This is a genomic window from Methylocystis sp. JR02 (assembly GCF_030063565.1).
Taxonomy (GTDB): Bacteria; Pseudomonadota; Alphaproteobacteria; order Rhizobiales; family Beijerinckiaceae; genus Methylocystis; species Methylocystis iwaonis.
The window spans coordinates 1,130,801-1,144,086 of the sequence record NZ_JASIRC010000001.1; the positions used below are offsets into that span (position 1 = coordinate 1,130,801).

At 64.0% G+C, this 13,286-nt stretch carries 15 protein-coding genes and 1 tRNA gene; 9 read left to right on the forward strand and 7 right to left on the reverse strand.

From position 1 onward, the window contains the following. Positions 1-10: 10 nt before the first annotated feature. From QNA11_RS05385 to QNA11_RS05400, 4 genes are all read right to left on the reverse strand, one after another. Entirely contained in the window at positions 11-502 is a 492-nt protein-coding gene (locus QNA11_RS05385; RefSeq protein ID WP_283482235.1) for a PRC-barrel domain-containing protein, read from the reverse strand. 280 nt (positions 503-782) lie between these two features. Further along, on the reverse strand, positions 783-1,841 hold the full coding sequence (locus QNA11_RS05390; RefSeq protein WP_283482236.1) for a MaoC family dehydratase: 1,059 nt from the start codon (positions 1,839-1,841) through the stop codon (positions 783-785). A 4-nt stretch (positions 1,842-1,845) separates the two neighbouring features. Beyond that, the gene (locus QNA11_RS05395; RefSeq protein WP_283482237.1) at positions 1,846-2,169 is read right to left on the reverse strand and encodes a DUF167 family protein; all 324 of its coding nucleotides are present in this window, start codon (positions 2,167-2,169) and stop codon (positions 1,846-1,848) included. Continuing rightward, a complete protein-coding gene (locus QNA11_RS05400; protein ID WP_281927514.1) occupies positions 2,162-2,449 on the reverse strand; it encodes a YggT family protein in 288 nt (95 codons plus the stop codon). The genes QNA11_RS05395 and QNA11_RS05400 overlap by 8 nt, the downstream gene beginning before the upstream one ends. Before the next feature lie 160 nt (positions 2,450-2,609). Here QNA11_RS05400 and QNA11_RS05405 point away from each other — a divergent pair. The 3 genes from QNA11_RS05405 to QNA11_RS05415 all read left to right on the forward strand — a co-directional run bounded on the left by QNA11_RS05405 (position 2,610) and on the right by QNA11_RS05415 (position 4,014). Next, positions 2,610-2,685: transfer RNA gene (locus QNA11_RS05405), tRNA-Ala, on the forward strand. Between the two features lie 262 nt (positions 2,686-2,947). Continuing rightward, positions 2,948-3,199 carry a hypothetical protein gene (locus tag QNA11_RS05410; protein WP_283482238.1) on the forward strand — a complete coding sequence of 84 codons (252 nt, stop codon included), beginning with the start codon at positions 2,948-2,950 and terminating at the stop codon, positions 3,197-3,199. A 554-nt stretch (positions 3,200-3,753) separates the two neighbouring features. After that, entirely contained in the window at positions 3,754-4,014 is a 261-nt protein-coding gene (locus QNA11_RS05415) for a hypothetical protein (RefSeq protein ID WP_202071642.1), read from the forward strand. 14 nt (positions 4,015-4,028) lie between these two features. Here QNA11_RS05415 and QNA11_RS05420 read toward each other — a convergent pair whose 3' ends face one another. Both QNA11_RS05420 and rpsU read right to left on the reverse strand, forming a co-directional pair. Further along, a complete protein-coding gene (locus QNA11_RS05420; RefSeq protein WP_202071641.1) occupies positions 4,029-4,247 on the reverse strand; it encodes a hypothetical protein in 219 nt (72 codons plus the stop codon). Positions 4,248-4,355: 108 nt separating this feature from the next. After that, positions 4,356-4,634, reverse strand: coding sequence for a 30S ribosomal protein S21 (gene rpsU / locus QNA11_RS05425; protein WP_281927510.1), 279 nt, complete (start codon positions 4,632-4,634; stop codon positions 4,356-4,358). Between the two features lie 378 nt (positions 4,635-5,012). Between rpsU and QNA11_RS05430 the strand changes: the two genes are divergently transcribed. From QNA11_RS05430 to QNA11_RS05440, 3 genes are all read left to right on the forward strand, one after another. Then, positions 5,013-5,345: a hypothetical protein gene (locus QNA11_RS05430; protein ID WP_283482239.1), complete on the forward strand. Its 333-nt coding sequence runs from the start codon at positions 5,013-5,015 to the stop codon at positions 5,343-5,345. 76 nt (positions 5,346-5,421) lie between these two features. Continuing rightward, positions 5,422-7,152, forward strand: coding sequence for a DEAD/DEAH box helicase (locus tag QNA11_RS05435; RefSeq protein ID WP_283482240.1), 1,731 nt, complete (start codon positions 5,422-5,424; stop codon positions 7,150-7,152). A gap of 166 nt (positions 7,153-7,318) precedes the next feature. Beyond that, positions 7,319-7,513 carry a hypothetical protein gene (locus QNA11_RS05440; RefSeq protein ID WP_202071638.1) on the forward strand — a complete coding sequence of 65 codons (195 nt, stop codon included), beginning with the start codon at positions 7,319-7,321 and terminating at the stop codon, positions 7,511-7,513. A gap of 427 nt (positions 7,514-7,940) precedes the next feature. Here the strand turns inward: QNA11_RS05440 and QNA11_RS05445 are convergent, their stop codons facing one another. Further along, a complete protein-coding gene (locus tag QNA11_RS05445; protein ID WP_283482241.1) occupies positions 7,941-8,216 on the reverse strand; it encodes an EF-hand domain-containing protein in 276 nt (91 codons plus the stop codon). A gap of 420 nt (positions 8,217-8,636) precedes the next feature. Here QNA11_RS05445 and QNA11_RS05450 point away from each other — a divergent pair, with 420 nt between their 5' ends. From QNA11_RS05450 to QNA11_RS05460, 3 genes are all read left to right on the forward strand, one after another. Then, positions 8,637-9,137, forward strand: coding sequence for a hypothetical protein (locus tag QNA11_RS05450; protein ID WP_283482242.1), 501 nt, complete (start codon positions 8,637-8,639; stop codon positions 9,135-9,137). Positions 9,138-9,402: 265 nt separating this feature from the next. Beyond that, positions 9,403-9,603, forward strand: coding sequence for a hypothetical protein (locus QNA11_RS05455; protein WP_281927502.1), 201 nt, complete (start codon positions 9,403-9,405; stop codon positions 9,601-9,603). A gap of 250 nt (positions 9,604-9,853) precedes the next feature. Beyond that, positions 9,854-13,243: an error-prone DNA polymerase gene (locus QNA11_RS05460; protein WP_283482243.1), complete on the forward strand. Its 3,390-nt coding sequence runs from the start codon at positions 9,854-9,856 to the stop codon at positions 13,241-13,243. The last annotated feature ends 43 nt before the right edge of the window (positions 13,244-13,286 follow it).

Genomic DNA, 13,286 nt, shown 5'->3' on the forward strand with positions numbered 1-13,286 from the left:
TCTGTCGCAGTCAGCGTTCCGCGACCGTCCACGTCTGTTTCGACCGATCGTAGCGGAAGCCCGGGGCCGAGCGGAGCTGATCCTTGTTGACGTTCATTGCGAGCCAGAACTTGTTCTCGCGCTGCGTCGGCGTCACTGCGTCGAACGAAACGGCGACGTCCTTCTCGCCCATGCCGAGGAAGCCGCCGACCGACACGATCACCGCCTGCACCTTGCCCTCGCGATCGAGGAGCATGTCCTTGATCTCGCCGAGCTTGTTATCCTGCTGGTCGTAGACGTTCTGATCGTACCAATTGGAGACCGCCGAGGCGTGCTGCGGCAACGTCGTCATCAATTGCGCCGGGGCGCCTGTCGTCCCCATGGACGCATTCGGTCCGCGCGTGCTCGATCCGGCGCCCGGCCCCATGGTCGTGCCGCCGGTCGTGCCGCCCGTCGCCTGTGCATAGGCGGCGCCGGCCCCCGCCGTCGCCAGCGCAGCCGCGAACATAATCGCTTTGAACATGTCTGTTACTCCGTCGTCGCAAGCGCGAGCCGCGAGCGTGCGATGTCGCGCGCCCGTTTCATGACTTCACGCTCTTCGAGGCTCTAGGCACGTGAGACTAGTGTCACGTGCCCCTACAACAGACGGGCTCGGGCGTTGTTCCTAGCTTGGCGGGGTTGGGAAGACGAAGCGACCTTGCAACTCGTCATTGCGAGCGCAGCGAAGCAATCCAGGGCCGCGATTGGGCTCTGGATTGCTTCGTCGCTTCGCTTCTCGCAATGACGGTTAGGCCCGCAACGGCTTACCGCGGCAACACGGCCCAGTAATCGAGGTCGAGCAGCACCGCCGGATCCGGCTTGCCGTCGGCGGCGACGAGCGGGAACTCGGCGCAGGGCTTGTCCTTGGTCGCGACGAGACGCAGGCGCAGCGCGCCAATGTCGGCGCGGCCGGGAATCTCCGCCTTATCCAGCACCTCGCTCCACGCGAAGATGGTGCCGCCGGCGAAGAGCGGATTGACATGCTTGCCGCCGTTCACCGCCGAGACGTGGAAGACATTCTCCAGCCCGTTGAAGGACAGCGCGCGCGCCATGGAGATCACATGGCCGCCATAGATGATGCGCTTCCCGAAGCGGCCCTGCGATTCGTAATATTGGTTGAAGTGCACCTTGGAGTTGTTCTGGTAGAGGCGCGTGGCGAGCATATGCTCGGCCTCCTCGACGGTCATGCCGTCGATATGGTCGATCTTCTCGCCCACCTCATAGTCGCCCCAGAAGAAGGGCGAGCCGGCGAGCGCCTTGTCGTAAGCCGCGACATTAAGCTGCGGGACGGCCTTGCCGAGCTCGGACGGCGTAACGGCCTTGGGGAGGTCGGGCACGACGGTCGGGCCAACGGGCGCATCCTTGTCGCGCTTCTTCACCATCACCCAGCGGGCGTAGGAGAGCACCGTTTCGCCGCGCTGATTCTTGCCGGTCGTGCGCACATAGACGACGCCGGTTTCCTTATTGGAATTCTCCTTGAGGCCGATGACCTCGGAGGTCGCGTCGAGCGTGTCGCCCGGATAGACCGGCGCGAGGAATTTGAAGTCGGCATAGCCGAGATTGGCGAGGGCGTTCAGCGAAACGTCGGGCACCGTCTTGCCGAGCACCAGATGAAACACCAGCATGTCGTCGATCGGCGCTTCCTGAAAGCCGATCGCCTGGGCGAAGGCCTTGGACGACTGCACGGCGAAACGCGGCAGATAGAGCGCCGTATAGAGCGCGACCTCGCCGACTGTGACAGTGCGCGGCGCGGCATGGCGCAACACCTGGCCGATCTTGAAGTCCTCGAAGAAATTGCCGACGTTGATTTTCGACTTGCTCATCTCTCTAGCCGTTTGTTGGCGCCAGCTTCGCCAGCGCATCGAGGTAGCGCGCGGGGTCGCCCGCGACAAAAAGCTTCTTCACGCGGCTCGTTTCGCCGGAGCGAATCGTCACCGCTTTTTTGGGCGCCGACAGCGCCTTGGCGATCAGCTCGATCAGCGCGGCGTTGGCGCGCCCGTCCTCGGGCGCGGCGCGCACCCGCGCCTTGAGCACGCTTTTGCCATCCGACAGCGTCTCGACGCCATCTATGGCGTCGCGCCCGCCCTTGGGCGTCAGTCGCAGCCAGAGCGTGACGCCGTCGGGCTCAACCGTCCAGGGCGGATCAGCCATAGACCAGGGTGCGGGAAATAATGTCGCGCAGGAATTGCAGGGCGAGCAGCAGAATCAGCGGCGAGATGTCGAGGCCGCCGAACGCCGGCACGATGGAGCGGATCGGCCGCAACGCCGGCTCGGTGAGGGCGTCGATCGCGCGCCAGATCGTCTGCGCGGCCTGGGAGCGCATATTGATCACGTCGAAGGCGGCAAGCCAGGACAGGATGACAGAGATGATCAACACCCACCAATAGAGGTCGATGATGGTGAGAAGCAGATTCGCAACCGCGTAAGACATGCCTTCGTCCCGCAAATGATGGGCTCGGCGCCTTCCTAGCCTCCCCGCCCCCGCGCGGCAACCTTTTGCGACGCCGCAAGCTTATGTGCGAAAAATGACGTTCGGCGTCGATCGGCGATTGACAGAGAAAGGCGCGACCTTTATCCACCCGCCTCGGAGCGGGGCTGTAGCTCAGATGGGAGAGCGCTGCAATCGCACTGCAGAGGTCGGGGGTTCGAATCCCCCCAGCTCCACCAAAAGACCCCAACGAAATCATAGGCAAAGAAAGAACCGCCTCAAGGCGGCGGGGAATTGCGCGCGAACGCGTCGTTGCGAGCGCGGCGAAGCAATCCAGAGCCCCGTCCCTGCCCTGGATTGCCGCGTCGCTTCGCTCCTCGCAATGACGATCGCGCGACAATCGCCCTCGCCTCCCACCTCGCCGGCTACGCGATCCAAGTTCCAAAAGACCACTGCTCTGCCAGGCAGGCGTCTAGTTCACCAGGAATGGCGAGGACCGGCGTGAGCGCTCTTATCATCGCACTCATCATGATTTGCGTCGGCGGAATTTGCATGCGCCGCGCCCTGTCTCGCGACTGGCGCCCGGACGAGCGAGAACGCCGGGGTTTCCTGCTCTTTTGCGGGCTCTTCGGCGCCGGGAGCGTCATTCAGGGCTTGGCGACGAGGAGCGACGCGCCACTGCTTTCGGTGCGGGTCTTCGCCGGTCTTCTGCTTCTGGTGAGCGCCGGTATCGCGATTAAACGCGGTGACTAACCTCTGCGGCTGTCTGCCTTAGCGGCTGCCGCGCTCACCAAAATATGGAGGCTCCGGCGGGCAGTCGGGCGTCGCGCACCTCGGCTTGTAGGCATAAGGGATCATCGCGACGATAAACATCGCGACGCCCAGGACGATGATCGCAAGTCTGTAATTCATGGCGGCCCTCTTCGTGATCTGTTTGGGCCCAGGGCGTCTTCGCGTCCGTGACAATGTCGCTCAATCGCCGGGCGAGCGTCCGCCTGCCTTTGGCCAGCGTCCATCAGCCACGTCATGCCCGCGCTTGTCGCGGGCATCCACGCCAGGACATTGCGACACGCGAGGAAAAGAAACGGCGTTGTTCCGCTCATCTTTTTAGGCTTTTCCGCGTGCGCGGCGTGGATGGCCGCGACAAGCGCGGCCATGACGTCGGGATAATCCGAATTCGGAGCCCTGCGTCAGCGTCGCCTTCAGTGACGGCGCCGCAGACGGCAATTTGAATTTAGGCAGGGTTGATTACGGCTAGCGCCCACCGATTTCCCCTCGCATGCTTGTCGGGAAAGCGCAGGCGAGAAATGGCCCGTATCCAGTTTTACAAATTAGCGATTGGCGGTGGCGTTGGGCGCCTGGTGGGGAGCGTCTCCATGCCGCCATTCGCCGATGAACTGGCGTTCGTTGCATGGGCGCAGGAGGAGCTTCCTGACAGACGCGCAAGCCCCAATATCTGGGAATGGCCCGAAGCGGTTCGCGCGATTGACGAATCCGGGGCCGAGCTATTCCGCTGGACCATCTGGAATCAGATCCAAGCTGGGAAGCCGCTTACCAAAGCGAATTGAACCTGAGAAACGGGTCAGGACGAGCGCCGCACTGTCTTGATCGCCGCCATCGGCTGCCCCGAGCGCTCGGCGATCTCCCGATCCTGCGCTTCGAGGGCTGCGCGCGCGGGCGCGTCGCCGTCGAGCCCGCCGAGAATTTCCTTCGGAACGCGGCGATTGGAGCGCTGGCTGCCGTCTTCATAGATCACATCGAATAGGACGAATTCGCTCTTCGAAGCCGGTTTACGAGCCATGGCTGGGCTCTCCTTTGGAGCAATTAGCGCGCTTTCTCATCGCTCGCATGTTTCCATGCGAGCGGAAAGCGCGCTAGCAGCCGGCCACGACCGTGGCCGGCGTGAGCGTCAATTGGCCTGGGCTGCGGGCGCAGGCGCCGCCGGACGCGGCTTCGTGGGGCGGGCCTTGCTCTTGGGCGCCGGCAGGAGCCCCTCGCGCTGCGCCTGCTTGCGGGCAAGCTTGCGGGAGCGGCGAACGGCTTCCGCCTTCTCTCTCGCGCGCTTCTCCGAAGGCTTTTCGTAAGCGCGGCGCAGCTTCATTTCCCGAAACACGCCTTCGCGCTGCAACTTCTTCTTGAGCACACGAAGCGCTTGATCGACATTGTTGTCGCGAACCAGAACCTGCACGAGTTCTCCGATCTGAAAGTGAGGGACGGCCCCCCTTACTGAGACGCCACATGACGCGCCCCGATGCTCCGGCATCGAAGCGAAAGCTGCGAGAACTCGGATATCGGGAAGATCTCAGGGTGGGGACTTCACGTTCGACCGCCGAACGACCCTGTCCCCTCTCCTGTATGGTACTGCGCCGGCGAGCGCCAGTCTAACAGCGTCTAACCGGGATAATTGGCGGCGTTTTCCCGGTGCCCGCTCATTTTGGGCCAATCGGCGCCTATGACCGCATTTTCATACAACTTCCATTCCGGGCGGGCAGCCCGACCGGGAAACCAGAGCCACAAAAGCGCTGGTTTGCTCTGGATTCGATCGCTCGCCCGCGAGCGATCAGGAATGGCGGCGAACCCCGTCATGGCCGCGCTTGTCGCGGCCATCCACGCCGCGCCGACGCAGAAAGCTGCGAACATGAGCGGGAGCAACGCCGCTTCTTCTCCCCGCGTGTCGTCATGTCCTGGCGTGGATGCCCGCGACAAGCGCGGGCATGACGCGGCTTGTGTAGGGTTTGTTAATCTGGATCGGAGCCCTGAGCGTGCAAAGACGGCGGTTGCGCGAAAGATTAAAGCGTGCTCCAACAGGGCAAAGCCTAAAATGGCCTTGACCAGCATGCGGCTGCGCCGCAATTTCCTGGTTTTCCGCGCCCCTGACGCTCTTGTCACCGCAGACTGACGGTGATTCGCCCCTATCCGCGCACGACAGAAGCGCCCTGTCGGCGAGACACTCAACTTTCCAGGCCCCTCACGCAATGACTTTCTTCGACGCGAGCCCCGCGCTCGCCCGTGCGCTCGAAGAGCGCAACTACACAGCGGCCACGCCCGTTCAGGCCGCGGTCCTGGCACAGGCGCGCGCCGGCGATATGCTCGTTTCGGCGCAGACCGGCTCGGGCAAGACGGTCGCTTATGGACTGGCCATCGCGCCGACGATTCTCGGCGACACCGGGCAGATCGCCGACGCGCGCGCGCCCATCGCGCTGATTGTCGCGCCGACCCGCGAGCTTGCGCTTCAGGTCGAGCGCGAATTGGGCTGGCTTTATAAATACGCGGCCGCGCGCATCGTCGCTTGCGTCGGCGGCATGGATGCGCGCCTCGAAAGACGCAAGCTGTCGGAGGGCGCCCATATCGTCGTCGGGACGCCGGGACGTCTGCGCGATCACATCGAGCGCGGCGGATTGAATGCGTCGATGCTCAAGGCGGTCGTACTCGACGAAGCCGATGAAATGCTCGACCTCGGATTTCGCGAGGACCTCGAGTTCATACTGGAAGCGTCGCCTGTCGAGCGACGCACCTTGATGTTCTCGGCCACCATGCCGAAAGGCATTGCCGCCCTCGCCCGGCGCTATCAGCGCGACGCGCAGCGGATCGACGTCGCCGGCGGTTCGCGCGGCCACTCCGACATCGAATACAGGGCGATCCGCGTGGCGCCCCACGAGACGGAACTCGTGACCGTCAATCTCTTGCGCTACTTTGAGGCGCCGACCGCGATCGTCTTTTGCAACACGCGCGAGTCGGTCAGGCATTTACACGCAACCTTGCTCGAGCGCGGGTTTTCAGCGGCGCTCTTGTCGGGCGAACTCAGCCAGCACGAGCGAAACCACTCGATGCAGGCGCTACGCGACGGGCGGGCGCGCGTCTGTGTCGCCACGGATGTGGCGGCGCGCGGCATCGACCTGCCGAATCTGGATTTGGTGATCCACGCAGACCTTCCGCACGACGTCGAAGCCCTGCAACATCGCAGCGGGCGCACCGGCCGCGCCGGCCGCAAGGGCGTCAGCGCCCTGCTCATCCCCGCCGCGCGGCGCCGGCGCGCCGAGCGGCTACTGGCGGACGCGGGCGTGGGAGCGCATTGGAGCGGGCCGCCAACCGCCCAGCAAATCCTGGATTTGGACCAGGACCGGATGCTGAAGGATCCGCTTCTGACGGAAACTCCAACGGAAGACGACTTTCGCGTAGCGGCATTGCTTCTGGCGGAACGAACGCCGGAGCAGATCGGCGCAGCGCTGGCCCGGCTCTACCGCTCGCGTCTTCCGTCGATCGAGGAAGTCGTGGATCCCGGGGAGGAGCCTGCCCGCCGCGACACACGCAAGCCGCGTCTCTCCGCCACTCAAATGTGTGAAGAGGCGCGCAAACGCCCGCCTTCCGTCAGCCTGTCCGAACCCGGCGTGTGGTTCCGCCTCGATATCGGCCGCAAGAAGAACGCCGATCCGAAATGGCTGTTGCCGATGCTCTGCCGGAAAGGCGACGTTGCAAGGCAGGATATTGGCGTCATTCGTATTTTCGACCATGAGACGAAAGTCGAAATCTCGTCGCGCGCCGCGGCGCAATTCGCCGCGAACATGCGCCGCCCTGGCGGCGACAATATTCGTGTCGAGAGATTGAGCGGTTCCTCTGAGGGCAAGGCGCGCAATGACGCGACGCCCAAAAGGCAAAAAGAACCAAGAAGCAAAAGTCAAAAAACTGGTCAGAACCGAACGCGGTGACAGTCGGACGGGCGGAGAATCGACTGCCCGCTCTTGAGCATCTTTTAATAACCAATCGGATACTTATCTTTGGCTGCATGGCCGATATTTGGCTTGGAAGCGCCGGAGCGGGGCGAGACGCCGGGGCGTCTTCCGGTTCGAGCTTACACAGGAAGAGGAGAAACGAGTGGCTAGAGTGACAAACAAGCGGTCGTCTTATCTTTACGGCTTCAACGAGTATCGCCGCGGCGATGCGTTCATTTATCTCGGCGTTCCATTCGAGCGCGTGCGCAACGCGGCCAAAATGTACGGCTCTCGCAATAAAATGCGCTTCGAGATCACCGAGACAAAAAAAGGCGCGAGGGTCGAGCGCATCGCCTAACGCTACTGTCTGAAGGCGGCGCATCAAAGTAGGACAGATTTGGCATCAAGCGTCGGCTGAGTTGCTTCGACACAGCGGCGAGCAGGCGCTTTATCTGCAATCGATAGTGTGCGCTGATACGAATATCGCTTGGCGCGATGCGCAGGTCCGCCAGCAGCGCCGCTGGCGAAAGCTAGCCGATTGCCTACAAAGCGGGTGATGGCGTAGCGTCGAGCCATAGCAAACGCCTGGAAGTGGCGCAGCAATCATGCTCGATCGAATGCTGTGGGATTCGATACCCCGGTCTTGCGACGAGCGCGAGGGCGCCATCGGCCTTGCCCTGGGAAGTTCCGCAAACAGGCCCCGAAGCAGCGCGCAACGGGGCCGGCGTATTTCCGCGAATAAAGTGACGGCGCGCCGATCGCCGCGCGTCTATTTGCCCATGCGTCTACTTGCCCATCATGACCGCCATCGCGTCCTTGATGTCCTCGACGGTCACGAAGCCTTTGCGACCCTTGTCGATCTTCTCGAAATTTGCCGAAACGCGCGGCATGCCGGCCTTGGCCTCTTCAGCGGTGAGCTTGCCGTCGCCGTCCTTATCGGCGGCGGCGAATTTGCTCTCCATGGCGACGAGCTGTGCGGCGTTCTGCGCCTGCGCGGCGCCCAGTCCGATAAAGATCGTCGCACCAACGGCCATTGACAGGCCGGCGTATCCTTTCCTCATCTCGTCATTCCTCCCTAACGCCCAGATTCAAAAGCTGGAGCGCATTCTTTTCGCAAGAGTCTACCAACTTTTGCGGAATGCGCTCTAGCGGCGATGAACGAGCGAGTGTCGCGCATGGCCGCCACGGCGTCAAAAAGGGGCCGATTCGCGCCCGGAGGCGCTTTTGGCCGATCGGAAAAAGCGCGCAGGGCGTTTGAGACGCCAACGGCGCCGCCCGCCGGGCACGGCGCCCGCGTTCGACGAAAGCCATGAAAATCCAGGGTGAAAGGCCACTCGTCGGCTGGCGGCGGCAAGGGCCTGAAACCGCTTGGCGTCCACAAACAAAGTCTCAGAATTGCTACGATCCTCCAATACACGTATCTGTGAGGCTGCTTGACACGGCAGCATGAGCACAGCGATTTTTTGGGAGGAACGCATCGAATGGCGCGTGTTTTATCGACCATTGTGACGGCTCTCGTCGCAGGCGCGATCGGCTTCGGCCTCGGCGTCTATGCGGCGCCGAGCGAGGGCGTCGCCTCTCTGAGGGCGGCGATCGAGAAATTGACGGCGCCGAAGACCGAAGAGGCGCCTGCTGGAACGGCCCCCGCGGAGCCCGCCGCGGCGGAGGAAGCGCCGAAGGAGCCGGACGTTTCGACCGCCCCCGCGGCCGAGTCCGCCCCCGCCGAGACGCCGGCGGCCGTCGAGGCGCCCGCGCCGCAGGAGCCGCAGCCCGCTCCCGCCGCTGCCGAGACCTTTACCCCCGCGCCTGCCGCCGCGCCGCTTCTCAGCGAGCCGGCCGCCGCCGAAGCGCCCGCGCCGGAAGCCGCTCCTAAAGCCGAGGCGAAGCCGAAACCCAAGCCGAAGCCCAAGCCCAAGCCGAAGGCCAAGCCCAAAGCGGCTCCCGCCGACACGCCGGCCGAGGCGCCCGCGCCGCAGCAGTAATCGGCTAAAAATATTTTCGGCCGGCGCCCAGCGCCGGCCGTTTTGCTAAGCTTGTCGGAAGCAGCCTGAACCGCGCGCGGCTTACGCGCCCCTGCGAAATTTCGGCGACCAGTAGGTGACGTTCAATTCATCGAACGATCATCGCAGCTCCACAAAACTCTCATGGCTCTCTCACATGACGCCGCTAGCAATCTGGCGATGCGGTGCGATCGCGCGCTTTCTGGGCACCCGGAAATCGCGCCATTCCAACAATCGGGGGAATGTCATGGCGAATGAGACGACGCGGAACGCCGGCGCCGGTTCGGCGGAAAAGAAAGAAAGCTACACGGGCAAGATTGCCGGCGGCCTGGTCGGCGCCGTAATTGGCGGCGCAATCGGCGCCATCCTGCTCGGCGCTTACGCCGTCCTCCCGATCGCCGTCATGGTCGGCGTCGTCGGCGTGGGACTTGGCTCGGTCTTCGATTGAAAACAGTCGGAGGGCGTTTTCAGGCGTAAGCATTTGAGCGCGTGTTGCTCGAAAAATAACTTATCGTTTTCTGCGCGTAATCGCCTACTTGAGGCCTCGCTCCCGCGGCGGGGCCTTTTTTGTCGGGCGATGGACCGCGAGCCTTCAGGCTCGCTCGAGGAAATGCGAGCCTGAAGGCTCGCGGTCCTGCCACTTGACGCCGGGAGAAAATGCCTAGAACATTAGGAGAACAAAAACCTCCGTCCGCGCCATGCCGCCGCCCCGTTACGCAGAGCTTGCGACCACCACCAATTTCTCCTTCCTGCGCGGCGCGTCGCATCCGGAAGAGATGGCGGCGACGGCGCTGGCGCTCGGGCATTGCGGCATTGGCGTCGCCGACCGCAACTCGCTCGCGGGCGTGGTGCGCGCCTTCTCCTATCTGCGCGCGCATCAGGAAAGCGTTGGGGATTTTCGCCTTGCGGTCGGCGCGCGTCTCATCTTTCGCGACGAGACGCCGGATATTCTCTGCTACCCCAAGGACCGCGCCGCCTATGGGCGCCTGTGCCGGCTGCTGACGCGCGGCAATATGCGAACCGAGAAGGGCGACTGTGCGCTTTTCCTCGCCGATCTTCTCGACTTCGCCGAAGACCAGCACTTCATCCTCATGGAGAATGGCGCGCCGCCCCCCGCCCTGTTGGAGGCGGCGCGGGGCCGCGTCTGGCTGGCGGCGACCGCCCTGTTCGGCCCGCGCCCGCGCGCGCGTCTTCTCGGCCGCATCGAGCTTGCGCAAAAGCTCGGCCTGCCGCTCGTCGCGGTGAATGATGCGCATATGCATGTCGTTGAACGCCGCCCGCTCGCCGACGCGCTGACCTGTATTCGCGAAAAGACGACGCTCGACGAAGCTGGTTTTCTCCTCGTCGCCAACGGAGAGCGGCATTTGAAAAGCGCCGCCGAAATGGCGCGGCTCTTCATTGACGCGCCAGGCGCCGTCGACGAAAGCGCGCGCTTTCTGCAAAGGCTCGACTTCCGCCTCACCGATCTGGCTTACGAATATCCCAGCGAATTGCGCGAGGGCTTTGCAAGCGAGCAGGAAGCGCTCGAAGCGCTCTCGCGCGACGGCGCAAAGGCGCGCTATCCGCAAGGCGTTCCCGATCATGTCTCGGCATTGCTCGAACGCGAGTTGAGGCTCGTCGCCGAGTTGAAATACGCCGCCTATTTCCTCACCGTGCACGACATCATGCGCTTCGCGCGCGCGCAGGGAATTCTCGCGCAGGGGCGCGGTTCGGCGGCCAATTCCGTGATCTGCTTTTGTCTCGGCGTCACGGAAGTCGATCCAACGAAGCACGACCTGCTCTTCGAGCGCTTCGTTTCCGCCGCGCGCAACGAGCCGCCCGACATCGACGTCGATTTCGAGCACGGACGGCGCGAGGAAGTGATCCAATATATCTACAGCCGCTTCGGCCGCGAGCGCGCGGGGCTCGCCGCCGCCGTCACCACCTATCGCGGCAAGAGCGCCATTCGCGAGATCGGCAAGGCTTTCGGCCTGTCGAATGATCTCGTCGGCCGCCTGTCGTCGGCGGCCTTCGGGCGCGGCAGCGAGCGCGGTAAGCGCGGAGAGGATATTACGAAACTCGGCCTCGACGCATCCGAGCCGCGCTTCGCCAAGGCGCTGGCGCTCGCCGAGGAGATCGAAGGCTTTCCGCGTCATCTGACGCAACATTCCGGCGGCTTCGTCATCACGCGCGACCGGCTCGATGAAGTCGTCCCCGTCGCGCCCGCCGCCATGGAGGGCCGCAGCACGATCGAATGGGACAAGGACGATCTCGACGCGCTGGGCCTGCTCAAGATCGACGTGCTGGCGCTCGGCATGCTCACCTGCTTGCGCAAGGGGCTCGATCTTCTCGCGAAGCATTACGGGATCGCGCATCGCCTCTCGTCGATCCCCGCTGAAGATGCGCGCGTCTACGCCATGATCTCGCGCGCCGATACGGTGGGCGTCTTCCAGATCGAAAGCCGCGCGCAAATGTCCATGCTGCCGCGGCTCAGGCCCGCTTGCTTCTATGACCTCGTCATCGAGGTCGCGATCGTGCGCCCCGGCCCGATTCAGGGCGACATGGTGCACCCCTATCTGCGCCGCCGCATGGGCAAGGAGGCGGTCTCCTATCCTTCCAAGGAACTCGAGCAGGTGCTCGGCAAAACCCATGGCGTGCCGCTGTTTCAGGAACAGGCCATGCGCATCGCCATTGTCGCGGCCGGCTTCACGCCCTCGGAGGCCGATCAGCTTCGACGCGCCATGGCGACCTTCAAACGCGCCGGCCTCATCGGCGGCTTCCGCGACAAAATGATCTCCGGCATGACGCAGAAGGGCTATGCGCGGGAGTTTGCCGAGCGCTGTTTCAGCCAGATCGAGGGCTTCGGCACTTACGGTTTTCCGGAAAGCCATGCGGCTTCCTTCGCGCTGCTCGTTTACGCCTCGGCCTGGCTCAAATGCCGCTACCCGGACGTCTTCGCCTGCGCTTTGCTGAATTCGCAGCCCATGGGCTTCTACGCCCCCGCGCAGATCGTGCGCGACGCCAAGGAGCATGGGGTCGAGGTGCGCGAGGTGGATATTAATGCGTCGGATTGGGATGCGACGTTGGAGGCGGGTGAATCCCAAGGGACAAATGAGGATCCGGGGAGCATGGCGACCAATACCTCCCCTTTACGGGGAGGTCGACGGCCGCAGGCCGCCGGGTGGGGCTCGAGCCGCAACGACGCTGATGGGGCCTTACCCCACCCGTCGCAGCTTCGCTGCGCCACCCTCCCCGTAAAGGGGAGGGATGAACTCACGCCCAGCGTCCGTCATTCCCCCAAGTCTCTCCACCCCCGCCACGCCGATATGGAAGGCGACATTATCGGCGACCGCGCCATCCGCCTCGGCTTCCGCCAGATCAGGGGCGTCGCGGAGGAAGACATGCGCCGTCTCGTCGCGCGGCGTGGCAAGGGCTACGATTCCGTTCGCGACGTCTGGCTGCGCGCGGAGCTCTCGCCGGCGGCGATCCAACGCCTCGCCGAAGCCGACGCCTTTGCCTCTCTCGGTCTCTCGCGCCGCGACGCGCTCTGGGCGGCGGCGGGGCTCAATCGCGTCGGCGACAAGGACGATCTGCCGCTTCTGCGCGCGCTCTCTTTCACGCCGCTGGAGCCCGACGCCCATCTGCCGCCCATGCCGCCGGGAGAGGAGATCGTCGAGGATTATCGTTTCCTCTCCCTCTCGCTCAAAGGCCATCCCGTGGCTTTCCTGCGCTCCCGGCTGGAGGCGCGCGGCGCCCTGCCCTGCGAGGCGCTCTCGCGCTTCCCCGACGGCGACGGGCGGCGGGTCACGGTCGGGGGCCTGGTGCTGCTGCGGCAGCGGCCGGGCACGGCCAAGGGCGTTGTCTTCATGACCATCGAGGATGAGACGGGCCAAGCCAATATCATCGTCTGGCCGAAGCTTCTGGAGCGCCAGCGCGCCGAGATCATCGGCGCCCGCTATGTCGCCGTCACCGGGCGGCTGCAAAAGGAATCGGGCGTCATCCATGTCGTCGCGCAGCGCGTCGACGACCTCTCCGCCGATCTGCGCCTCCTGGAGGCGATGCGCGTCTCGAAAGGCGAGGCGATGCCTAAAGCTCGCAACTTCCACTGAAACGCAAGCGAAACCTTTTCATATTAAAAGCATTATCACTCGG